The sequence below is a fragment of the Veillonella seminalis genome (genome assembly GCF_003992065.1).
GTDB classification, from domain to species: domain Bacteria; phylum Bacillota; class Negativicutes; order Veillonellales; family Veillonellaceae; genus Veillonella_A; species Veillonella_A seminalis.
This window is the reverse complement of record NZ_RQUZ01000007.1, coordinates 64,545-88,566: the sequence shown is the minus strand read 5'-3', so window position 1 is coordinate 88,566 and position 24,022 is coordinate 64,545. Positions and strand designations below refer to the sequence as shown.

Genomic DNA, 24,022 nt, shown 5'->3' with positions numbered 1-24,022 from the left:
TTTAATCCGATTTTCTGTATTTTAATAAATGTGAATCAAACGGTACATTTTGCACTTGAAATAATTGCGTTAAATAGGCAATCCGACCCGGTCGGGTACTTGATGAACCGCCTGTTTTAAAGTATACTATAAGGTAGAATTTAAAGAAGAAACTATAAGACTATAGAATCATAGATTGCATTATGGGAGGAAGTATTGTTGGAAAAGCTCGTCATTAACGGTGGTAAACCGTTGAATGGTCGCGTTCGTGTAAGTAGCGCAAAAAATGCGGTGTTGCCGATTATTGCGGCCACCATGTTGGCATCAACACCGAGTCGGTTGGTGGAAGTGCCTCATTTGGAAGATGTACATACGATTTGCGAGGTAATTGCGGCGCTGGGCGTTAAAGTTACCAAAGATGAAGCTAATCAGGAAATCCATTTTGATGCCTCTGAAATTACAGCTACAGAAGCTCCCTATGAATTAGTTCGTCGCATGCGTGCGTCGTTTTTAGTCATGGGACCTTTATTGGCACGTCGTCGTGAAGCACGTATTTCTTTGCCGGGCGGTTGTGCTATCGGATCTCGTCCGATTGATTTACATTTAAAAGCTTTTGAAGCATTGGGAGCTACTATTGAAATGGGCGACGGTTATGTATTGGCGTCAGCTCCCGAAGGTCTTAAAGGTAATCAGATTTACCTCGACTTCCCAAGCGTGGGGGCTACGGAAAACGTAATCATGGCGGCTTCCATGGCTGAAGGCAAAACCATTATTGAAAACGCTGCGGAAGAACCTGAAATTGTAGATTTAGTAACTTATTTAAATAGTATGGGGGCCGATATTCGCGGTGCCGGTACGAATGTAATTCGTATTCAAGGTGTTAAAGAATTAAAAGGCGCTACTCATACGGTAATTCCGGATCGTATCGAAGCAGGTACATATCTTATTGCAGCGGCTATGGCCGGCGGTGACGTATATGTAGAAAATGCTTTGTCCGAGCATTTAAAACCGGTTGTGGCGAAATTGAAAGAAGCGGGCGTAACGGTTCAGGAAGACGTCGACGGTATCCGCGTTATTTCCGACGGTAATGTTAAAGCGGTTGATATTAAAACCTTGCCGTATCCCGGGTTCCCAACCGATATGCAGGCTCAATTCATGGCGTTCACGACTATCGCCAAGGGCACGAGTACTGTTATGGAAACGGTATTCGAAAACCGCTTTATGCATGTAGATGAATTAAAGAAAATGGGTGCTCAGATTCGCATTGAAGAGCGACGTGCTATTGTTGACGGTGTACCTAAATTGAAGGGTACCGAAGTACGTGCTACCGATTTGCGTGCCGGAGCCGCTTTAGTGTGTGCCGGATTGGCGGCGGAAGGTGTTACGAAAGTAACCCAGTTGTCGCACATCGACCGTGGTTACGACAACCTGGTAGGCAAATTAAAAGGGTTAGGTGCTGACATTGTTCGGGTGGACGAGTAAGAAAAAGGTGAGTCGTGCCGAAGTTTTGCAAAAACGTGAAGAACGTCGCAAACGGAACGCACAGCCCATTGCTACGACCACACCTAAAACAGTTGCCAAAAAAGGCGATAAATGGGTTTCGCCGTTTGAACGCTTGGCATTGTGGTGGGCCTATGATGTAGGCATTGATTTGGGCACGACAAACGTATTGATTTACATCAAGGGCAAGGGTGTTGTGCTTGACGAACCGGCGTATGTAGCTTGGAATATTCACAGTCATGAAGTGGTGGCTGTCGGTGAAGATGCCCGTATCATGTTGGGACGTACACCGGCGGATATTGAAGTTATCAGACCGCTCCAGGATGGTGTTATCAATAACTATGACATGACGGAGTTCATGCTTCGTTATTATATTAAGAGTGTCTTGCCGACCTCTACTTTATTTAAACCGCGTATCGTTATTTGTGTACCTTCGGGTATTACGCCGGTTGAAAAGAGGGCGGTTATTGAAGCTGTATTACAGACGGGCGCCCGCAAAACGGTACTTATTGAAGAACCGTTGGCGGCGGCACTCGGAACCGGCCTTGACAAAGCTGCGTCGGCCGGGGCTATCGTGGTTGACGTCGGTGGCGGCACTACCGATATTGCGGTGCTTTGTACGACCGGTGTCGTAGTGAGTAAATCGCTGCGCATGGGCGGCGATAAGTTCGACGAGGCTATCATCAGTTATATCAAACGACGCCGTAAATTATTAATCGGTCATCGTACGGCGGAAGAAGTAAAAATTGCAGTCGGTACGGTAGATCGTAAAGCACCGGTTGAAGAAATTACCGTGCGGGGACGAGATATAGTAAGCGGTTTGCCGCAAGCTATTAAGGTAAGTTCCAAGGAAGTTCAGAAGGCCTTGGAGAAACCGGTTAATGTGATTTTGGAAGGTATCAAAGATATTCTTGAAAAAACACCGCCCGAATTGGTGGCGGAGATTTGTGATCACGGTATTATTTTAACCGGCGGCGGAGCGTTAATCAGCGGTTTTGACCGACTCATTACACGGGCTATCGGCGTGGCCGCTTATTTAGTGGATAATCCGCGGTATTCGGTTATTGTCGGTACCGGACGAGCTTTACGTGAAATGGATCGTTTGCAGGACAGCCTTGAAGAATTGCAATAAGTGTAATACGTGCAATATTCTGCGTTCATGCATATATAAAATATTAAAAGATTGTGAGCGGCAAGGTCGCTTGCAATCTTTTTTTTATTTAACTCGTAATAATTCAAGAAGTTCATAAATTTATATGTTATAATGGATAAAATGGTACTAAGATAATAATAATAGTTTATAGATTTTTCAAAGGAGGGAACTATGAAAGCCTGTAAAAAGAAGCTCAGTTCAGCTTTAATGGTCGGGATAATGAGTTGGCTGATAGGTGGCATAACGGAGGCATCGGATTTAACGGCTGTGCGAGCTACCAATGAAGCGGGTCATACGCGTCTTGTCCTGGATATGCAAGGGTTACCGAATGGCTGGAGTTCTATTTATAATGAAAAAGCACAGCAGGTAAAAATTCATTTTACCGGCACATCGAATCGCACAAGCGGACCGGTGCAATACAACAATCGCAACAGCGGTGTTTTACAAGGCGTAGGTTTGGCTGATGCCGGCGATGGTCTGGATGTAGCCATCAATGTTAATCAGCCGGTACGTTATCATATGTTTACATTGCAAAATCCGGATCGGGTTGTTTTGGATTTGTTTAATAATTATGAACAGCGAACGACAACACCGCTCAAAGATGGTGTTGTATATACCAAATGGGATACCAGTACCAATACGGGGCGCGTGAAAGTAGATGCGCTCACTGTATCGCCGACCGAGCCGGCTGAGATTAAAGCTGACGGTGATACGGCGTCCACACTGGCTGATGTTACGCCGAGCGGTGCTGTTTCGGTAGGCTTGGTGAATGCCGCTGATGTATCGGCCGGTCTCGGTGGTGAAGGTTTAGCCGAGGGAACCGTGCAATTGGCTTCGGGCGATAAAATCCCCGCAGTACCGGGCTATCAGATATCACCGGTCGGGGTATTGCGCTATATTCCGAACCAGGGTTATACTTTGGGTGTTGAAACACCGAAGTTGCAATTAACGGAAGGCGATAAGACTTTTAATATAAGCGGCATCAATCGGACTCGCGGTGCGAACGAACTGATTGCTTATAATTCGGCATATGGCAAATCAACAGGTACTAATGTGTATGGCACCGAGGTAACTTTGCGACGCAATGTAGTTGTAGCAAAGGGAAACAATGATTCACCGTTGGCGAATGCGGATATTGTGTTATCGGCCCATGGTACTATGGTACCGGTGTTGGATGCCTTACGCGTCGGCGATGTAGTTAATTTGCAAATTGTACCGGCTATTGTTAAAATCAGTGCAGCCGGTACGACCTTGGCTCAAAGTAAAAATATCGTCCTTGCCAACGGAGTGGTAACGGCCGGTAATAGTGAAAACTATCGAGGTCATACTTTATTGGGTGTGCGTCCGGACGGTACCTTGATTGTATTGTTGGCATCCGGTAATTATCGGGCGGCCTCCGGTATTACTTTGGCTCAAGGCGGTCGGATGTTGGCACAATTCGGTGCTACTACGGGCATTGATGTAGGTTATAATCGCGATAATGATTTATATGCTAACGGAACCTATCTTCATCGTGATGTGACGACTGTGGGCCCGGCTCGTTACGGGGAAATCATAATTTTCCCGTAAAAGTAAATTTGAAGATATTTTCTTTTCATGAAGCGTCATTTATTTTTCACGATGATTTACGGATTTAGCAATAAATTTGCTTATTCGTGATATAATAGATATAGACGTTAGTCAAAGGAGGATTTACGTATGAAAAAATATATGAAATTTTTAGTAATGGCTGCTATCGGCGTTAGCGTAGCGACCGGCTTTGTTTTCACGGCCTCCGCAGCCAATGTCAACCAAGAATCCGTATTAACCGGTCAGGTTGTTTCGGTAGTACCGGTAGGTACCGTTGTTAAAGAAGGCGATGTATTGGTAACAGTACAGTCTTTGACCGGACCGATGCCGGCAGCTCGTTCCACCGTTAACGGTGTCGTAACGAATGTATCGGTTAAAAACGGCGACCAAGTAACACGTGCTCAAGTTGTAGCCGTAGTTGACGGTAAATAATCGAAGTTATACGTTAGAAACAGTTGGCATATAGTAATAGAGAGGAGCTATGAATGAAGTCATTTCGTTCATCACGCCGGTATATGAAAGGTGTACTGGCGCTTTTCTTTTGTTGCACTGTTGCCGCATCGGCTCAGGCAGTTGATTTTCTGCCAGTCAGCGATGTGCATACAGGCATGGAAGGACACGTTGATACAGTAGTAACCGGGGATGATATCTCTAGTTTTAATATGAAAGTTTTGGGCGTCATGAAAGATCGAGGCCCTTCAGGCGATTTAATTTTGGCGAAATTTTCTGGTCCCGTTATCGATGAAACGGGCGGTATCGTACATGGTATGAGTGGCAGCCCCGCTTATATTGACGGTAAGCTCGTCGGTGCCGTTGCCTACGGCTGGGGCTTTGCGGACGGTACAATCGGTATGATTACGCCGATTGAAGACATGGTTAAGCTATGGAATATTCCGTATGAAAAGAATTTGGCCAATCCTTGGCGCGACAGTCAGCTAATTCCGTTGGGCATGCCGCTTATGGCTTACGGCTTTGATCCATCGGCTCTTAAGTTTATGAAAGAAAAGTTGCCTGAATATGAGTACAGTACTTACGATACGGCGGCCGCTGACGGTGATGATGTGGCCAAACCGCTTAAAGCGGGCGGTTCGGTAGCAGCCTTATTGGTGGACGGAGATTTAAAACTCGGAGCCATCGGTACGGTTACTTATGTTGACAAGGATAAAGTGGTAGCCTTCGGACATCCGTTTTTAAAACGTGGTTCTGTCGGGTACTTCATGCATAATGCGTCTATTTTTACGGTCGTAAAAAGTGTGGACTCCGGCTTTAAACTCGGCTCTATGGGAGCCGAAGTAGGCGCGGTTACGGAAGATCGCGGCGCCGGAATTGCCGGTACATCGGGCCATATTATCAGCGGCATTCCGATGGCCATTACCGTTCACGACTTGGATATGAACCGAACTCGTGAAGCAGGTGTCAAAGTGGTGGAAACGGATGAGCTTACACCGACTTTGAGTGCTACGGCGGTATACAACTTCCTCAGCAAAACATTGGACCGTAACGGGGAAGGAACCTCTACCTTAACACTTAAAATTCAGCCTCGTGATGTCAATATTCCGCCGTTGGAACGGACGAATATGTTCTACTCCAATGACTCTATCGGCATCAAGAGTGTTGATGAATTTTATAACATCATCGACGTGTTGATGAATAACCGTTTTATCAATTATGAAATTGCCGGTATTCAAGTGGAAGTGTCGGTAGCGAAAGATAAGAAAACGGCTATGATTTCGGATGCCACCTTATCGCCGGCTGTTGCATCACCGGGCGATACCATTGTTATTAACGTAAAATTACAACCGTTCCGAGAAGAACCGGTGACGAAGGAAATTTTCTTCACCGTGCCTAAGGACCAACCGTATGGTGAAGTTACCTTGGAAGTACGCGGTGGCGGGGTAGTACCGTTACCTTACCTGTTGGAAAAACAAAAATACAATTTGACCGATGAAATTATTCGTCGTTTGAAGACGTATAAAGATTTTGACGAATTCTATAAAGAATTGCGCAATACGGATACGAATAATCAGATTGTGGTTGAAATCTTGGAAGACGGCGTAAGTATGGTTGAAGACAGTGACAAGGCGGATACTAAGGGTGCCAAGATTGATGTAGCCGATGAAACTAAGATTCCGGGAGCAGTGCCGAAGGGCAAATCCAAGGAAAATATTCCGGGCATTGACGATAAAGATAACAAAGAACCGTATAAAGCTAAAATTAATACGGAATATGTTATTCGCGGTGACGGACAGTTTGTCTTAAATATTATGTCGCCGGCCGATCGGGATAAAGAAAAAGCAAGATTGGCTCGTGAACATGCCAAAAAATTAAAAGAACAGGCTAAAGCAGAAGATGAATCATCGACTAAAGCAGCTAAAACTGAAACAGCTGCCAATACGGTGAAAAAGACTCCGGAAGCACCGGCCAACAGTCCGGATAAGACTCCCGAAGCTCCGACAAATACGCCGGATCATTCAGCCGATGATTCTAATGATAGTGTAAATTAATAAAAAATTATGCAATATTAGCCGATAGTAAGCGATGGACAGTTTTGTCCATCGCTTTTTTGTGTTACTATTTAAGTGAAAATAGAAATTTTTTCAAAAATATTGTAAAATTTCAATATATTCATCGTTGGTACTGATGACAATAACTGAAGTTTTATGATAAAATGAGGGGTAGTAATCTTACTTGATTAATAAAATATAGTACTACACTTTATATATGAGAAATAAGAGGAGGTAAACTGTTGCAGTGGTTAGAAGCGCTGGGGCGCGAGGTGTTGCGTTGGTTGGCACGTTGCGGTGAGGCAGTTATATTAATCGGACAAACCATTAAACAATTGCGGCAGGCCAATTGGCGTCATGTTATTTTTCAAATGGCCCATTTGGGGGTAGATTCCTTGCCGATTATCAGTTTAACTTTATTATTTGCCGGGGCCGTTATGACTTTGCAAATAGCCGATATTTTGATTCGTTACGGTGCGCAAGGTACGGTTGGCGGCATCATGGCGATTGCTATGGGGCGCGAATTGGGACCGGTGCTCGTCGGTGTTGTTTTGTCGGGGCGTGTAGGGGCCGCTATTACGGCTGAACTCGGTACCATGAAGGTAACGGAGCAGATTGATGCGCTCAGAGTTATGGCCGTAAATCCTATCGGTTACCTGGTTGTGCCGCGCGTGATTGCCTGTATGATTATGGTACCTATTTTGGCTTTTTACGGGGTGCTCATCGGTATCGGCGGCGGTTATGTGGTGGCTACGCTTTTTAAAGGCCTGGCCGGCATGACGTATACAGATTCGATTCAGTTGTTTGCGGTTACCAGTGATTTGACATACGGTTTAATCAAAGCCAGTGTGTTTGGTGCCGTAATTGCTCTTGTTGGTTCGTACAAGGGCATGTATACTAAAATGGGGGCTGAAGCGGTAGGTAATGCTACTACGAGCTCGGTAGTAACCAGCATTATTTTAGTATTTGTGTTAAATTACTTTTTATCATTGGCATTATTTTAATAAAACGTTATAAATTTTTAATATAAATAGAATATAATGAAAGTAGCATAAAATATTGAGAGTAAGCTTGAGGACAAAGATTCATGATTGAATTACAGGATGTGGTCGTTGCCTATGCGGATAGGGTTATCCTCGACCATGTAAATCTGACAATTGAAGATGGTGAAACCTTGGTCGTGCTGGGGGGCAGCGGTGCCGGTAAGAGTACGATTTTGCGTTTGATTATCGGGCTGCAACGGCCCAATAGCGGGCGCATTTTGGTAGACGGCGTCGACGTAGTCGGTTTAAGCGATGACGAATTTAATAAGGTCCGTGAAAAGATGGGCATGGTTTTCCAATATTCGGCCCTTTTCGACTCCATGACGGTGGCTGAAAACGTAGCTTTCGGGCTGAGGCAGCACACTGAATTGACCAATTCGGACATTCAGGACATTGTACAGGAGAAGTTGGATTTGGTAGGCTTACCCGATACGGGGGCGTACATGCCGAATGAATTGTCGGGCGGTATGAAAAAACGTATCAGTCTGGCCAGGGCGATAGCTTTAAATCCTTGTATTATTTTATATGATGAACCGACTTCGGGGCTTGACCCGATTACGTCGGGAACGATCAGTAAACTCATTCGCGGTATGCAGAAGCATTTCCATTGTACCTCGATTGTAGTAACGCATGATATGCAATCCGCTTTTTATGTGGCCGATCGCATTGCCTTATTGGATAAGGGAAAATTTATTGAAGTTTCGAGTCCGGCAGAATTCAGAAAATCTAAGAATGTGCTGGTTCAGCAGTTTATACATGGCGGCGATATAATGGAGACCGCCGGTGAGGGGGAGACATTAGATGAAGTTTAATACAGAGGCTAAGGTGGGTTTATTCACCGTTATCGGCCTTTGCTTATTTGCCGCCTGCATCATTTTTCTGGGGCGCTTGGATTTATTTGAACCGCCGCGGATGCATATTACAGGCGATTTTCAATCGGTTACGGGATTAAAGACCGGTAATCAGGTTAAATATTCCGGCGTGGCGGTAGGGCGAGTAAGCGCCATGGAAGTTACATCGAAAGGGGTAACCTTAACGATGGAGATTAAAAAGGATACGGAGATTCCGGTGGACTCCGAATTCGTTTTGGCGAATGACGGGATTTTGGGCGATAAATTTATTCAGATTACACCGGGCCATTCGCAAGTATTCTTAAAAGACGGTGATATAGTCCATGGTGACGGCCAGAGCGATATTGATAAAACGATGCGCCAAGCAACGGTATTGATGGAAGAGGCTAATAAAACGCTGGGATCCATTAATAATATTATCGGCGATGCGCAGACACAGACGTCGCTTCGTAATGCTCTTCGTTCTACGGAAATTATTGCCAATAATACTGCCGAGCTTACGGCTCGTTTTAATCAGATGGCGGCAGATAATCAAGGTAACATCAATGAGATTACCGCTAATATGACAGATATTACCCGCAATATGACGGCGATTACAGGCCAGTTGGATACATCCTTACAAAATTTGGATGGTGACGGTCAGGCATCCCGTGATATGCGTACTATTTTAGATAATTTAAAAACCACAACCGAAAGTTTAAACAGCATGGCCACATCCATGCAAGGGATTGTGACAGATCCGCAAAGCAGTCAGGATATTAAAGAAACGCTGCATAATACGGCACAACTGACTACTAAGTTAAATCGTCTTACCGGCGGAGACGTAGATAGCAGTGATTCCGGAAAAAAGTACCCTTTTAAGGCCAGCGCCAATATGGAGCTTCTATATAATACAACGAAGAATAAATATAATCCGACTGCAGATATTCGCTTGCAATTCGGTCAAAGTTTATTTACCTTGGGAGCGAATAATATTGGTGATGGCAGCCGGCTGGAACTTACATACGGCAAATATGTGGCGGACAATTTTTCAGTTCGCGGCGGTTTATTTGACGGTGATGTAGGTATCGGTGTCGACTATGGTCTGGGCGGTCCGTTTACAGTATCGGCCGCTGTTATGGACTTAAATGATGTGCGTTACCGAATTCGAAGTGAAGTTCGATTGTTTGATGATGTATATGCAGTTGCTCAATTCATTCGTCCGTTTAGCGAAACGAATGGTGGTAATTTCTACGGTGTTCGATATGTCTTTTAATTTTGGGAGGTAATACCATGATAAATAAAAAAGCTCTTTCTCTAGCTGTTGCAATGTCTTTAACCGCTACCGGTGTCTTTGCGGCAAGCACCAATGATGATGCCAAAATTGCTAAATATCAGCAGGCAGCCTTAGTTATTACGCAGCAAACTTTGGCTGATCGAATCGTTAAAGATGATGTAATCGGCGATAAAGTATCCTTAACATTACCTCATACGGTAGAGTTGGCCTTAGCTAATAACCGTGATGTAAGACAATCGGAATGGCAGTATGAAACAGCTCGTGCACAGGTAAGTGTAGCCGCAGCGGCTAAAAATCCGACTGTCAGCTATGCGTATAGCGGCGGTCGTTCCGGCGGTGATACAGGAAGCGGTACCAGTGCGAGCAATACGTTCCAATTAGCCGTACCTATTTATACCGGCGGTAAAACAGAAGCGGCCATCGAATCGGCACGTTACTCCCGTGAAGGCTATAATGCAGCCTTGGAAGAAGCTCGTCAAACAGCTAAATTGACGGCTGCCAAAAATTATTTTTCCTTGATTCAGGCTCGCAATAAGGTAAACATTGCGCAACAATCCGTACGCGATTACGAAGGGCATTTAACCAACGTTAACCAGCAATACAATGTGGGCATCGTAGCTAAATCCGATGTATTGGCATCCCAAACATCCTTAGCAAATGCTCAAACTTCACTCGTAGAAGCTCAAAATTCCGCTAACTTGGCAGAAGCTACGCTTAATAATTCCATCGGTTTGCCGGTTAATACCAGCGTTGAAACAGCCGATAATGCACTCGGTTATACACCGTATCCGGTAACTTTGGCGGATGCACAGGCTTATGCGCTCTTACATCGTGCCGAACTCGTTCAAAGCACTATGGCTGTTAAAGCGGCTGAAGAAGCAATTAAATCTGCTAAATCCGGTTACTTACCGACTTTAAGTGCAACAGCTTCGCAAGCTTGGCAGGGGGATAACTGGGGCGGCACGTCGAATGATGGTTGGCGAATCGGTGCAGCTGTGTCTTGGAGCCTCTGGGATGGCGGTACTACCAGCGAAAGCGTCAAAGTACAGGAAGCAAATTTAGAACGTTATAAAGAAGCTAACTACCAGATTATGGATAGCATTAATTTGGCTGTTCGTCAGGCATACTTAAATATGAAATCCGCTGAACAGACTATTTCCAGTACCCGTGTAGCGGTAGAACAAGGTCAGGAAAACTTCCGTATTGCGTCCTTGCGTTATCGTGCAGGTGTCGGTACCAACCTTGATGTACTCGATGCGGAAACATCCTTGGAAACAGCTCGCAATAACTACGTAGACGCTTTGTTCAACTACAATATTGCCGTAGCCACTTTAGAAAATGCTATGGGTGTACCTTTGGAAACACCAATCGGCGCAGCGGCACCAATCGTTAATGAAGCTAATGCAAGCCAGACTTTAAATACTTTGGTTGCCAATCAGGCGGCTAAAGCCAATAAATAATTTTTAATTGTACAGTGTGTGGATATAACTTTTAATTTGTTTGTAAGATACTGTTTTGTGCGAGGAGTTTTAAATGAAAAAGGGACAGCGTAAATGGCTCGCTGCTGCGGTTGTGTTAGCTGTAGCATTCGGCGGGGCACAACTATTGCGCCCTGTAGGGGAGCAAATAGTAGGACCTATCGTACAAGAACAATTGAATACAGCAATTAATGGGCAGGCTGATTATAAATCTTTTACAATCGGCTGGGATGGGACCGTTCATATCGGTGACTTATCTGTTAAAGATACAAACGGTAAAGTTGTGGCCGATGTACCGAGTACGGAAGTGTCGCTTGATATGATGGAGGCTGTGAAATTACCATTCGGCCAATCGGCACCGCTGCGCTTAATTAAGACGGTAACTCTCAATAATCCTACGGTGCATGCCGTAGAGCAGGCTGATCGGAGCTGGAATATTACTTCGCTCATAAAGAAGAGCGACAGTGATAAACCGCTTGAATTCAGAGGTAATATTATCGTTAATGACGGTGTAGCCACTTTGTCTTGGTTAAACGGTCGCCAAACGGCGGTAGAAGCAATTAACGGGGCTGTTAAATTTGCCGATTACCCTAAGATTGACGGTGCTTTGTCGGCCAATGTGGATAAGCAGGCCGTTACGCTTAAGGGTTCTTATACTAATGATGATTCTGCCGATTTCAGCCTTTTTGTTAAAGCCGACAGTTTACGCTTGGATTATGTGAATGATTTGATTCCGGCTGATATAAATGCCAAAGTATTGGGCGGCACGGCCCAAAATATTGCCTTGACAATCAGTCGTAATGACAATCAGTTTGCGTTTGAAGGCGGGGTTGATATTAAAAACTTAGCTGCCGATTATCAAAATGACTCCATAAGTCCGGCTCCGTATGCAATCCGTCAAGGAGCCGCTCATGTAACCTTCAACGGCACGGATATTATGATTGCCGATGGTCGGGTGGCCGTTAATGATCAACAACTCTTTGCTCATGGCAATGTGGCCATTACTGACATGACTAAGCCGGAATTTAATTTGACGTTGCGAGGTCAAGACATTCAGATAGAATCTCTCATCGATAAAGGCATTACCGGTACTGTCGGTGCGGTGGCTCATGTATATGGTACCGCTGATGCGCCGGTTGTAAATGCGACGGTTGAAGCAAGTAATGTCAATTATGACGGTTATGTGTTGGAAAAAGGCATAGCTACATTGGATTATCAAGATGATGTAGTAGATATTTCGAATATTCAGCTTAGTTTGAACGGCGGCGAGGCGAGTGGTCGCGGTTCGTATAATACCAAGACCGAAGCGTATGAAGCATCGCTTGAAGGCACCGATATTCCGTTGGGCTTAGTAGGGCAGGCCGCAGGTCAGCCGTTAGTGGGAACGGTAAACGGAAAAGCATATATTAAAGGTACGGGCACGAGTACTTCACCGACTGTTTCAGCAGTGTTTGAGGGGCATGGTATCGGGTATGACTCTATTACGACCGATTCGTTATCCGGTCAGATTGCCGGCGCAGACGGCAATTATTATATTAATTATCTTAACGGAACCATCGGTTCCGGATTCTTTAGTGCGTATGGCAATGTGAGTCAGAATAACCTTGATTTGGCATTTAATGCCAAAGATGTGCCACTCGATATGTTCAGTGTTTATGCTAAACAGCAGCTTGACGGTAAAGCGACGGTTACCGGTCGTATAACAGGGCCGCTTGATAATCCGAATGTGACGGCTGTGGCAGCGTCTGACGGTGGTCACGTGGGACATATCCGTTTTGACAATGCTTATGTGGAAGCCGATGTAAGTAATAAATTAGTGACGATTAATAACGGTTTTGTTCAAGACGGTCACGGTTATTACAGCTTAAACGGGACTATTGATATGGGACCTTCGCAAGCGTTACAGTTGAATGCTCAGGCCAGTACCGTTCGTATTGAAAATATAGCCGGAACTGTTGCACCGGAATTACCGATTACCGGCTGGCTCGATGTACGTACCGAAATCTACGGGACCTTAGATAATCCGCAGATTCGCGGCTTTGTTCACGCATGGGACGGCTCGGTTAAAGGTAAATTATTCTCCGATGTTCGTTTTGGTTTCTGCTATGCCAATGACTTCTTTGGTATCAGAGATTTGGTCGCTTCTTCTTACGGCGCTACATTCTATGGTGCCGGTCGCTATCAAAACGGCAATTTAGATTTTAAATTTCTGGGGGATACTATCTACTTGCGACCTTGGCTTGAAGATTATGCCGATGTCGAAGGGTATATGACCGTAGAAGGTACTTTGACGGGGACGATTGATAAACCGATTGTTCAGGGCATGTTGGGATCCAGTGACATTAAAGTTAACGGTATGTCTTTGCGCAATGTGGCCGGTAACATTTATGCGGACCCTACGGTTGTCAATTTGCAGAATGTTTCCTTTGAAGAAGGGGAACACGGCAAGTTCCTCATCGACGGCGGCATGACACTTGACGGTAATCAGCGTTTGTTCGGATATGCATCCATTTCGGACGGTGAAGTAAGTAACTTCTTGAAATTGGCGAAAGTGGATGTGCCGGATACAACCGGTCATATTAACGGCCGTCTTGATTTTGGCGGGACTTTAAAAAATCCTGATTTGAGCTTAAAGGGCACTATCGATGATATTGTTATCGGCGGTAAGCCTTGGGGCACGGCCGATCTTGATGTAGATTTGCAGGATCGTAAAATAACAATTCACAAGGGTCAGTTGCTGATCGGCGACGGCATGTTGGCCGCGGTAGGGACAGCTGATTTGGACGGTCAAAGCGATATTCAGATTGCTGCCAATAATGTGGCGATTGACTCCTTAATGCCACTCTTTAAGTCAGAGGTGCCGGCCTCCGGTAATTTGCATTTTATTGCCAATGTCACCGGAGAAACTTTAAATCCACACGTGGAATTATCGGCGGAATTGATGGATGCCACTTATAACGGCGTAGCCATCGATCGTTTCTATGCGATGGCTACGATGGAAAATAAAGTTATTCACTTACAACAGTTAGTCGGTCAACGCGGTGATTATAAGTCTAAACTTCGCGGCGATGTGCCGTTGGCAGCGTTTTATAAATCCGGTTATTTACCGCCGGGCGATTCCTCCGCAATGGATTTGACATTTGATGTGAATGAAGCGGATCTCGGTGTATTACCGCTCATGTTCCCGGCTGTTACCGAAGGAACCGGGCCGCTGAAAGGTGCTTTACATATTACCGGTACTTATGATCAACCGCAGGTAAACGGTACGATTAGTATCGATCATGGTTTAGTTAAATTTAAAGGCGTTAAGAAAGATTTAGCCGATATAACGGCTCAGCTTATTTTTAAAGGCCAAAAAGCCGAGTTAATCGGCGGAGCCTCCATGGGTAAAGGTAATGCGGGGCTGTCCGGTGAATTCAGCTGGAACGGCTTGGAACTTACGAATTATGCCGGCGTTGTTCAGTTAAATGGTCTCGAAGTGGAACATGAGTTCTTTAAAGGACCGTTAAACGGTGAAGTAGGTGTTATGCTTAAAGACGGGTTACCGACTGTAGTGGGGCATCTTGATTTGGAAAATGATACGATGACGATTCCGTTATCTTTGACGAGCACGGAAGGCGGTTCGCCAATCGGTCTTGACTTTACCGTTAATGTAGGTAAAAAAGTTCGTCTCTACAGCGGCGGTCTGTATGACTTTATGCTGGGGGGCGGCGCTCATATCGGCGGTACGACTGTGAATCCGTTTATTGACGGTGAATTCCATGTCGTGGAAGGCAACTTGAAATATTTGAACAATACGTTTAAAATTACGGAAGGGAAAACCGATTTTGTACGTGGCAACTTCTTACCGATTTTACAGGTAAAAGCTGAATCGCGTGTTCGTTCGTATCGTGTATATCTTGAAGTAAACGGCCCGGTAGAGCAGATGGATTTGAAATTGACATCCGATCCGCATCTGGAACAACGTCAAATTGTGTCGCTCTTGACTTTTGGATACAGTTCCGGTAATGACAGCAGTGTATCCTCCGAAGATGTGAATGCTTTGTTGGCAGCCGGTGTTCGTTCCGCTTTGATGGGCTATGTAGAAGGTGCGTTTAAAGATACCCTCGGCCTTGATTTGATCAACATCACGACGGGCTCGTTGGATCCGAATGAACCAATCAATGAAGAAACGAACAGTTATTATAATATTGAAATCGGTAAATATTTATTGCCTGATTTTATGGTAACATTCAGTACCGGTATTAATAATGATTTACAGTCTTACGGTTTCTTGTATGACATTAATAACCATTTCAGCGTTAATGGCTGGATGAACAGCAATGACCATTCGTATATCGGCGGTCAGTGGAGCTATGAATTTTAAGTAAGAAAGGAGGGTCGCCATGCTGAACTCATATTTAGCGGAATTAGAAAAAATAAAACTGTTAACACCTGAAGAAGAACATGCCTTATGGCAAGCGTATCGGGAACAGGATGACGAGTCGGCACGTACGGCCCTCATTGAACATTATCAGCCGTTGGTTTTCCGCGAGGCTATGGCGTATTATTGGGTTGTTCCCGATGTGATGGATTGTGTCCAGGAAGGCACAGTCGGTCTTATTGAAGCGGTAGAACGTTTTGATTATACGAAGGGGGTTGCCTTTTCGTTATATGCGGTCCATCGCGTACGCGGGCGTATTTTGGATTATCTTCGTAAGGAAGGTAAGGGCGGCACCGTATTATCCGGTTCTGCCGATGATGATGAATACTGGTGGGAGCAGTTGCCTGATGAAGGGCCGTCTATTGAATCAGCCGTAGAAACGAAAGCTTTTCAACAGGTTGTTGTAGAAGCGCTGGAACGTTTGCCGGGTAAAGAACGACATGTTATGGAACAAGTCTATTTGGCCGATCGTTCGATTGCGTCGGTAGCCGGTGAGCTGGATACCAGCAACAGCTATATTCATCGTTTGCATCGCCAGGGAATTAAACGCTTGCGCGGTATGCTCGGTCGTACGCGAAAGTTCTGGAATGAGTAAAAACTGCATTTTTATATGGGTGAATTAATTGCAAAGGTTGTAATCTGTTATGGCAGTGCTGTAACGGATTACAACCTTTTTTGCTTTTGAAGATAATGATGGATAGTTATAGATTTTAGTTCATTGGTTTTCTATACGAATCGTTTACAATAAAACAATCGTTTTAGGCTGAATGAAGTGAAGATTGAAAGAAATTGTTAATAAATAATCGTAAATATGATATAATAAAGCAGATTAATGTGATATAAAAGGTTCACAAAATCATCCTTTCTTACGAATATAGAAGTATGAAAGGAGGCCGTTATGAATAAGACTGGCGACAATATGGAGAAACGAATTCGTTCCGTCAAAACCTGGCTTGATAAAGCTGAACAAGCTTATGCGGATGATTCGGCTACCAAAGGACAATTACAACTTATGTTGGCACAAGCGGAAATGCAGCATCTTAATGAAAAGCAAGCACCGACGCTGTGGCAACGCATAGGCTTTTGGCCTATTGCCATAGGTTTAGCTTTGTTATTGGGCGGCTGTTATTATGCTTGGCAAAATCAAGCAAATGTACAACCGACAACACCGACATTGGAGCAACAGGAACAATCGGTTTCTAAAGTGCCGGATAACAATATGCCGGCAGTTACCAAGACTCCGGCAACCACAGTTGATTCATCCGGAACTGCGATAAATAAAGCGGAACCGACAGTCAATGCTCCGCCGGGTTCGACTGCCGCGGATACAGCTCCTAATGCGGAAGCGGTAGTGACGGAATCGGGAAGCACTGCTGCAACAGTTACAACTGAAGCAGTTACTGTTCAGACGGCTACACCAAATTCACAAACTGGCGAAACGACACCGGCACCGGTAATCACTAATTCACAGATTCAAGATGCCGTACGTGAAGGGGGACGAAGTCTGCGCGGACAAGATCAATAGGGATTAAAAGCAATTATCTTTGTAAATAATTAATAGTTTTGTTAAGCAATAAAAGCAATAGAACAATGTGTTTATGAATATGAAGGCATTATTTTAGGAGGATGTAGTAAATGATGAATAAGAGAGCCTATAAGAACATGTTGGCTGTAGCAGTGGTAGCCGCGTTGAGCGGTACTACCGTGTGGGCTGCGGATGAAATGAGTACAGCAACTACGCAGAATTCAACGACTGCCGTTACGGCGGTAAGTGCTCAAGATCAAGCGGCTCAAGACGCCATTACAGCGGCTCGTGGCGGGATTGAAGAAGCACAGAAATCTGACGAACAAGAAGCCAAACGTATAGAATTGGACAATTCATCGTTAGCTACTACCGACTCGGCGGTATTGACCGTTGCTAAAGGGGAAGGTGCCCGTTTGGAACAACAACAGGCGGCCGGTGTGCAAACCACAATTACCACTCCTGATGCACGTTATTTTTCAAGCGTTACCGATGAACAATTAAAACCGTATGAAGGCAAAGTAATGACCGGTTTTTCAATTGAAGGTTTACCGGCTGAAGTGCAGGGCGAATATTTGGCGTTGTTGAAAAGCCATATCGGCGATACCTTGACGCCTGAAGCTATTAAAGCAGATATTTCCGCTTTGGGTTCCAGCGGTTACTTATCGGAAATTAATCCGGTAATTACAGTAGTACCGGAAGGTGTTAAAGTTGCTTATAAAGTAACGATTAACCCGGTTGTAAAATCCGTACAATTCGAAGGTAACACGGTTTACAGCAATGAAATGCTTGTTAACTATTTGAACGTACAACCAAACACGGTTCTTAATACGGTTCAAGTAGGTGAACGTATTCAAGGTATTAACGCAGCCTATAATCGTGACGGTTATATTTTGGCCCGTGTAAATGATATGGCTGTTGACCAAAACGGTGTTCTTCACATCTCCATTACCGAAGGTATAGTAGAAGATATCGTGCCACATGGTAATAAAAAGACGAAAGACTATGTAATCCTTCGTGAATTCAATCAGAAAAAAGGTCAGCCGTTCAATAAATTCCTCGTTCGTCGTTCCGTTGAAAAAGTATATAACTTAGGCTACTTCGATGATGTTAACGTACGTTTATTGGAAGGGTCTACACCTGATAAAGTAGTTATCGAAATCGACGTATTGGAACATAAAACAGGTACTATTACCTTAGGTGCCGGTTATTCCGATTCTGACGGTTTCGTAGGTATCGTAGAAGTTGGTGAAGATAACTTGCGCGGTACCGGTGATAAAATCAAAGTTCACTGGGAATTTGGCGGTACGGCCGGTTATAAAAACTACTCCGTATCCTACTTGCGTCCTTGGATTGACAGCAAGGGTACATCCCTAGGTGTAAGTATCTTCGACCGTGAAGATACTTATACGGACTACAACTCCAACGGGGACAACATTTCCGAATATGTAAAAACACAAAAAGGGATTAACGTGTCCTTAGGTCGTCAGACTGGCGAATACACGCGTGACTATGTAACTTTAGAATCGCGTAAAGACGGCTGGAAGTTTGACGAAGATGAAAACAGCGGTTACAACTATGCTGAAAATGCCGGTCCAGGCAGTAACCCTGAAAAATATGGCAACTATCAATGGGATAACGGAAAATATAACTTTAAAGACGATAACTATATTGAAAACAACTTCGGTCGTACGAACAGCGTATCTTGGCAGAAAGTATATGACTCCCGCGATAACATTTACGATCCTAAGCGCGGTAAACGTGCTTCGGCCACCGTTCAATGGGCCGGCCACGGTTTAGGCGGTGACTTCGATTACTATAAATTCACCGGTGAATATCGTAACTATAAAGCCATCGGTAGCAATCAGGTGCTTGCTTTCCGTGCTCGTTTAGGTTGGGCACAGGGTGATGTACCGTATAGTGCTCTCTATACTTTGGGCGGTGCCGATACCTTACGTGGTTTTGAAGACGATCAGTTCCGCGGTAAGAAAATGTACAACGCTACCTTGGAATACCGTGTACCTATCTTCAATAAGGTAACGGGCGTACTCTTCACCGATATGGGTGATGCTTGGGATGCACCGCATGTAACTTGGTATGAAGATGATAAATCCTTTAATATTTCCGTCGGTGCCGGTGTTCGTATTTCTACACCAATCGGACCAATCCGTCTTGATTACGGTGTAAGTAAAGATGACAGCAAATTCCACTTCAGCTTCGGCGGACAGTTCTAATTATGATACATAAGGGCTTACGAGTTGCAGCCGCTCTCTGCTTCATGACGGCTGTGACGGCAGTTGCTCAGGCTGAGCCCGTTGAATCGGTAACGGTTACGCTCTCAGGTAGTCGGCAGCCGTTGCCGGCCGTATTGGCCAAGCGCATGACCGCTGCCGTACAAACGGCGGCGGATAAGCTCTATGTAGGAGCCGATACGGAGGCGGTGACAGCCGGAGAAGCTACCTATAAAAAAGTTACAACCGACATAATCGATCGAATTTTGTACGGTTATACGGTAGAATCGCTGGAGATTACGCCGGGCGTCAACAGTCATTTAGATGTGCGCCTCAGACCTTACGGTCAGACGATTCAATCGGTAGCGGTTTCGGTAGAATACGGTAATTTAACCCCGGTAGCACAAGAGATGGTAGCTCGCGATGTGGCTTTTGTAGAACCGCGGATTGAACAAATTCTCTTGGGAGCACCGCTCGATTCCTTAGATTGGGCGTCAGCCGTAACGAGCCAATTGGTTCGCAATGAGCTGGAAGGGGCTTTGCCTGAGTTTATTCCTCAGGTGGAGATAACGCCGGGAATACAGACAAAGGTTAAAGTTTACCTGATACCGCAAGGTGCGGTGATTCGTCACGGCAGTACGGAAATCTCGTCCAACACCTTGCCAAGTACGGTATTCTATGCGACCAAACGATATTATGATGATTATCTGGTCGGCCTTGAAGGCGTGCCGGTTGCTTTTGTGGCAAGACATGAAAGTGATTTACTCAATTTTATCCAACAGGGACTCGACAACAGTCGGGCCAGTCAACGTTTCGGTATTACTATGAAACCTACGTTGCAGTTGGGGACCGATTTACTCCTTAAGATTCAGGTCGATTCATCACGTTATATTGTGCGAGCCGAAGGGTATCTGGATATGGGTACGGAAACGGACCATAATGTGGGTATCAAATTATGGTCCGGAATCAAACAAGGAAAAGGCGATTGGTACTTGGAAACGAATTTCTTCCCCGATGATTACAAGTGGGCGTTTTATCCGTCCTATGCGTATCATTTTACCGAAGATACCACGATGGCCTATCAGTATAATTTGTCTGATAAATACAGTCGTATGTGGCTGCGGCAAGACATCGGTGCCCGATGGCATGTAAGAGCTCAACGCGATTTTGAAATCAAGCGTAACGAGTTCGGTTTGGCCTATGACTTAAATAATTATTTGACCTTAGAATATGTGGTTAATGAAGACGATAATTGGTTGCGCTTAATCGGTTATATTTAAAAATCGGATTTGGGCAACATATTTGTCTTTTATTACATACTATTTTCAAAAAGAAAGAAGGTATATTACCTATGATGCGGTTAATCAATAACCAAAAAAACAAGAAATATGTATCCTTATTTATTGCCGTAATTTTCTTACTCGGTATCGGCGCTATCGCTTACACGCAGATGGCTACACCAAGCATGGCATCCGATTCTAACAGTAATATCGGTGTTATCGATATGAATAAATTAGTAACGCCGACTTCGGCTGTAGGCGTAGCAGCCAATAAAGAATTGACTGACTACAGAAAACAATTGAGTGATGAATTCAATACTAAATCCGCTAATATGGACGATAGCCAAAAAGCCGCTTTAGCATCTGAATATCAAGGTAAACTTCAGAATAAAATGATGGAAATTCAGAAAAACATCCATAGCCAAATTGGCGATGCTGCCAAAGCTGTAGCCGATGCCAAAGGCTTGTCCATCGTTATGGATAAACAGAATGTATTATACGGCGGTGTAGATATTACCGATCAGGTAGATAAGAAATTAAGCAGCAACTCTAACACGACTGCTTCAAGTGAACAGAAATAATCCACCCGAGAGTATGAGTAGTATGGAAGGTAGAGAGGAGGCGGTACAATGAAACCGCAGTATCGTTGGATTTCGGTCGGTATCGTTGTTATCGTCGCCTTACTTTTAGGCCTGTTTATTCACAATCGCTTGGATGATAAAAAGACGGCTGAAGCTCCTAATATGCCTAAAATCGGCATTGTTAAAATGGAAAATGTCATTAAGTTTAATCCGTCTTACGATGAGTATATGAAGGCAAAAAAAGAGCTTGAGGAGTTAGACGCTCAATATAAAAGTGAGCAACAGAGTTTGACCGTAAAATCACAAGAACAAGCGTTGGCTTTACAATCTTTGGGATCTGATAAGGAAATTACAGATTTACTGAATACAGAATTGATTTCAAAGGTTAAGGCTAAAGAGCAGGAATTGAACATAGCTTATGAAAAGCAACGTATTGCTTTGATTAATAAATATCGCGGTCAGGTCAAAACCGAAATGACGGAAGCGGATTTGCGTATTGTCAATTTACAGTTGGAATTGAGTAGCAATACGGGACCTATAGCGGTAACGGAAGAACAAAAAGCGGCGGTTGACTCGGAACGAGCCGCTAAGGAACAGGAATTGAAAGAATTACTGGCTTCACGCAGTCAATCCGTACAAGGTAATTTGCAGGAATTGGAACAGAAAGTTGATGCCGAATTGGCACCGCTTCGTGCGTCCGGTCAGAAAGAATTGGATGACTATGCCACCAATTTGCAAAAAGAATTGCTTGCTCGTCGCGATACTATGATGAAAGCTAAAGCCGATTCGATTCTGGCTACCAATAATTTGCCAAATCCGGCTGAGTGGAATTCATCATGGGATTCTCGTTTGAATGCTAAGAAAAGTGAAGTAGATGCGCTCCATGATGCTATCCTGGAAGATGTACGCATGCGTGCGATGGTGGTGGCTAAGGAGAAAAATCTTGATTTAATAGTTATTAATGAAGTCTCAAATGTAAATGCAATTGATGTAACGGATGCTATTATTGCATCTTATTCAGTTGCTCAATAAAGGAGTTTTTTACAATGAATAAAAATGTAAAACGTGTATTAGCCGGTTTAACTATGATGGTATCTGTAGGTTTGATTGCCGGTTGCGGTACCAATGAACAGATTGGTTACATAGATATGCAAAAGATTCAGACTGAAAGCCAGAAAGGCCAGGATACACAAGCTAAATTACAAGCTAAAATCAGTGAAATTAATGCTCGTTTGGCACAGGAACAAAGTTCCGGTCAAGATGCCAACACAATGATGCAGAATCAGCAGAAAGCACAACAGGAGTTCCAGACTTATCAGCAAGCTATGATTAAGGATTTCGAAAGTGCAGTTGATACTAATGCACAGGCTGTTGCGAAAGAAAAAAATCTTACAGCCGTAGTTGATAAACAAGCTTTGATTAGCGGTGGCGTTGATATTACTGATGAAGTATTGAACAAAATGGGTAAAGCAGCTAATGCCGGTCAGACTGCAAACAGCGGTGCGGCAAGCAGCGATGCCAATGCTAACAGTGGTGCTGCAAGCAACAACAAATAATAAACGATTACTAGGGTCAGCGAGAGGAGACTTTCACGGTGAAGTATACAGTTGAGGAACTGGCAAAAAGTGTAGAAGGTAAAGTAGTGGGTGATGGCAGCGTTGAGATTACGGAAACACGTGGTCTCGATCAAGCGGCACCGCAGGCAATTTCATTTGCCATAGGCGAATATTGTGAACATGTTGGGCAAAGCAAAGCAGGCGCTGTCATTGTAGAAGCACCGTTGGCCGATGTGAACATTCCTCAAATTGTAGTTCATAATGCTAAGGCCGCTTTTGCACAGATTTTACAGTTATTTCATCCGCCGGTAGTATTTCCTACCGGTATTCATGAAACGGCGATTATCGGTAAGAATGTTACTTTAGGTAAAAATGTAACGGTAGGTCCTTACTGTATTATTTATGATAATGCTGTTATTGGGGACAATGTTGTTTTGCATCCGTATGTGTATGTAGGGCATAATGTACGTATTGGTGAGGATTCGGCCTTATATAGCGGGGCTATTGTCCATGAAAACTGTATTTTAGGTAAACGCGTAGTATTGCGCGCCAAAGCTGTTATCGGCGGTGAAGGCTTCGGTTTTGCGACTGAAGCAGGCAAGCATACTCATATTCCTCAGGTCGGTAATGTCATTCTTGAAGATGATGTGGAAGTAGGATCTTGCTCTTGTATTGATAATGCAACGATGGGTTCCACGTTAGTGCGTCGCGGTACGAAGATTGACAATTTGGTACACTTGGGTCATAATGTTGAAATTGGCGAAGATTGCTTCCTCATTGCTCAAGTGGGGATTGCAGGCAGTACCAAATGCGGTAATCATGTAATTTTTGCCGGCCAAACGGGTTGCACCGGTCATATTACCATCGGTGATAATGTAACCTTTGCGGGGAAAACAGGCATTACCGGCAACATCCCGTCCAATGGGACTTATGCCGGCTATCCGCAACGACCTCATAAAGAATGGCTTAAATTGGCTGCTTATGAAAATCGTTTACCGGATATGGCCAAAACAATTAAGCGTTTAGAAAAAGAATTAGCTGCCTTAAAAGAAGAATTGGCGGCAAAATAGGAGAGT

Annotated in this window: 18 protein-coding genes; all 18 read left to right on the top strand. The window is 44.4% G+C overall.

The annotated features are described in order from the left end of the window. Positions 1-198 precede the first annotated feature (198 nt). Positions 199-1,461, top strand: coding sequence for a UDP-N-acetylglucosamine 1-carboxyvinyltransferase (gene murA, locus EO126_RS06000; RefSeq protein ID WP_127007950.1), 1,263 nt, complete (start codon positions 199-201; stop codon positions 1,459-1,461). Then, complete coding sequence (gene mreB / locus EO126_RS05995; RefSeq protein WP_275938037.1) at positions 1,433-2,611, top strand: rod shape-determining protein; 1,179 nt, start codon at positions 1,433-1,435, stop codon at positions 2,609-2,611. Before murA ends, mreB begins: the two co-directional genes overlap by 29 nt. Before the next feature lie 192 nt (positions 2,612-2,803). After that, on the top strand, positions 2,804-4,201 hold the full coding sequence (locus EO126_RS05990) for an AMIN domain-containing protein (protein ID WP_127007948.1): 1,398 nt from the start codon (positions 2,804-2,806) through the stop codon (positions 4,199-4,201). A gap of 129 nt (positions 4,202-4,330) precedes the next feature. Then, on the top strand, positions 4,331-4,633 hold the full coding sequence (locus EO126_RS05985; protein ID WP_006556395.1) for a hypothetical protein: 303 nt from the start codon (positions 4,331-4,333) through the stop codon (positions 4,631-4,633). Between the two features lie 53 nt (positions 4,634-4,686). Beyond that, complete coding sequence (locus EO126_RS05980; RefSeq protein ID WP_127007946.1) at positions 4,687-6,705, top strand: SpoIVB peptidase S55 domain-containing protein; 2,019 nt, start codon at positions 4,687-4,689, stop codon at positions 6,703-6,705. A 242-nt stretch (positions 6,706-6,947) separates the two neighbouring features. Continuing rightward, the gene (locus EO126_RS05975) at positions 6,948-7,709 is read left to right on the top strand and encodes an MlaE family ABC transporter permease (RefSeq protein WP_006556397.1); all 762 of its coding nucleotides are present in this window, start codon (positions 6,948-6,950) and stop codon (positions 7,707-7,709) included. Between the two features lie 83 nt (positions 7,710-7,792). Then, positions 7,793-8,560 carry an ABC transporter ATP-binding protein gene (locus EO126_RS05970; RefSeq protein WP_006556398.1) on the top strand — a complete coding sequence of 256 codons (768 nt, stop codon included), beginning with the start codon at positions 7,793-7,795 and terminating at the stop codon, positions 8,558-8,560. Then, the gene (locus EO126_RS05965; protein ID WP_006556399.1) at positions 8,550-9,854 is read left to right on the top strand and encodes an MlaD family protein; all 1,305 of its coding nucleotides are present in this window, start codon (positions 8,550-8,552) and stop codon (positions 9,852-9,854) included. Before EO126_RS05970 ends, EO126_RS05965 begins: the two co-directional genes overlap by 11 nt. 17 nt (positions 9,855-9,871) lie before the next feature. Next, positions 9,872-11,335: a TolC family protein gene (locus EO126_RS05960; RefSeq protein WP_006556400.1), complete on the top strand. Its 1,464-nt coding sequence runs from the start codon at positions 9,872-9,874 to the stop codon at positions 11,333-11,335. 73 nt (positions 11,336-11,408) lie between these two features. Next, positions 11,409-15,719: a translocation/assembly module TamB domain-containing protein gene (locus EO126_RS05955; RefSeq protein ID WP_127007944.1), complete on the top strand. Its 4,311-nt coding sequence runs from the start codon at positions 11,409-11,411 to the stop codon at positions 15,717-15,719. A gap of 19 nt (positions 15,720-15,738) precedes the next feature. Next, a complete protein-coding gene (locus EO126_RS05950; protein ID WP_006556402.1) occupies positions 15,739-16,371 on the top strand; it encodes a sigma-70 family RNA polymerase sigma factor in 633 nt (210 codons plus the stop codon). Between the two features lie 303 nt (positions 16,372-16,674). Continuing rightward, on the top strand, positions 16,675-17,301 hold the full coding sequence (locus EO126_RS05945; RefSeq protein ID WP_006556403.1) for a RodZ family helix-turn-helix domain-containing protein: 627 nt from the start codon (positions 16,675-16,677) through the stop codon (positions 17,299-17,301). A gap of 110 nt (positions 17,302-17,411) precedes the next feature. Continuing rightward, positions 17,412-19,532: a BamA/OMP85 family outer membrane protein gene (locus EO126_RS05940; protein ID WP_006556404.1), complete on the top strand. Its 2,121-nt coding sequence runs from the start codon at positions 17,412-17,414 to the stop codon at positions 19,530-19,532. A 2-nt stretch (positions 19,533-19,534) separates the two neighbouring features. Then, positions 19,535-20,809 carry a hypothetical protein gene (locus EO126_RS05935; protein WP_006556405.1) on the top strand — a complete coding sequence of 425 codons (1,275 nt, stop codon included), beginning with the start codon at positions 19,535-19,537 and terminating at the stop codon, positions 20,807-20,809. Positions 20,810-20,880: 71 nt separating this feature from the next. Then, positions 20,881-21,390, top strand: coding sequence for an OmpH family outer membrane protein (locus tag EO126_RS05930; protein ID WP_006556406.1), 510 nt, complete (start codon positions 20,881-20,883; stop codon positions 21,388-21,390). 48 nt (positions 21,391-21,438) lie between these two features. After that, on the top strand, positions 21,439-22,422 hold the full coding sequence (locus EO126_RS05925; RefSeq protein ID WP_006556407.1) for a hypothetical protein: 984 nt from the start codon (positions 21,439-21,441) through the stop codon (positions 22,420-22,422). 14 nt (positions 22,423-22,436) lie between these two features. After that, positions 22,437-22,946, top strand: a complete 510-nt coding sequence (locus EO126_RS05920; protein ID WP_006556408.1) for an OmpH/Skp family outer membrane protein — start codon at positions 22,437-22,439, stop codon at positions 22,944-22,946. A gap of 38 nt (positions 22,947-22,984) precedes the next feature. Then, positions 22,985-24,016, top strand: a complete 1,032-nt coding sequence (lpxD, locus tag EO126_RS05915) for a UDP-3-O-(3-hydroxymyristoyl)glucosamine N-acyltransferase (protein ID WP_006556409.1) — start codon at positions 22,985-22,987, stop codon at positions 24,014-24,016. The last annotated feature ends 6 nt before the right edge of the window (positions 24,017-24,022 follow it).

Coding starts and splice junctions, on each gene's coding strand:
- EO126_RS05990 (WP_127007948.1), top strand. CDS start 2,804: ATGAAAGCCTGTAAAAAGAAGCTCAGTTCAGCTTTAATGGTCGGGATA.
- EO126_RS05985 (WP_006556395.1), top strand. CDS start 4,331: ATGAAAAAATATATGAAATTTTTAGTAATGGCTGCTATCGGCGTTAGC.
- EO126_RS05980 (WP_127007946.1), top strand. CDS start 4,687: ATGAAGTCATTTCGTTCATCACGCCGGTATATGAAAGGTGTACTGGCG.
- EO126_RS05970 (WP_006556398.1), top strand. CDS start 7,793: ATGATTGAATTACAGGATGTGGTCGTTGCCTATGCGGATAGGGTTATC.
- EO126_RS05965 (WP_006556399.1), top strand. CDS start 8,550: ATGAAGTTTAATACAGAGGCTAAGGTGGGTTTATTCACCGTTATCGGC.
- EO126_RS05960 (WP_006556400.1), top strand. CDS start 9,872: ATGATAAATAAAAAAGCTCTTTCTCTAGCTGTTGCAATGTCTTTAACC.
- EO126_RS05955 (WP_127007944.1), top strand. CDS start 11,409: ATGAAAAAGGGACAGCGTAAATGGCTCGCTGCTGCGGTTGTGTTAGCT.
- EO126_RS05950 (WP_006556402.1), top strand. CDS start 15,739: ATGCTGAACTCATATTTAGCGGAATTAGAAAAAATAAAACTGTTAACA.
- EO126_RS05945 (WP_006556403.1), top strand. CDS start 16,675: ATGAATAAGACTGGCGACAATATGGAGAAACGAATTCGTTCCGTCAAA.
- EO126_RS05940 (WP_006556404.1), top strand. CDS start 17,412: ATGATGAATAAGAGAGCCTATAAGAACATGTTGGCTGTAGCAGTGGTA.
- EO126_RS05935 (WP_006556405.1), top strand. CDS start 19,535: ATGATACATAAGGGCTTACGAGTTGCAGCCGCTCTCTGCTTCATGACG.
- EO126_RS05930 (WP_006556406.1), top strand. CDS start 20,881: ATGATGCGGTTAATCAATAACCAAAAAAACAAGAAATATGTATCCTTA.
- EO126_RS05925 (WP_006556407.1), top strand. CDS start 21,439: ATGAAACCGCAGTATCGTTGGATTTCGGTCGGTATCGTTGTTATCGTC.
- EO126_RS05920 (WP_006556408.1), top strand. CDS start 22,437: ATGAATAAAAATGTAAAACGTGTATTAGCCGGTTTAACTATGATGGTA.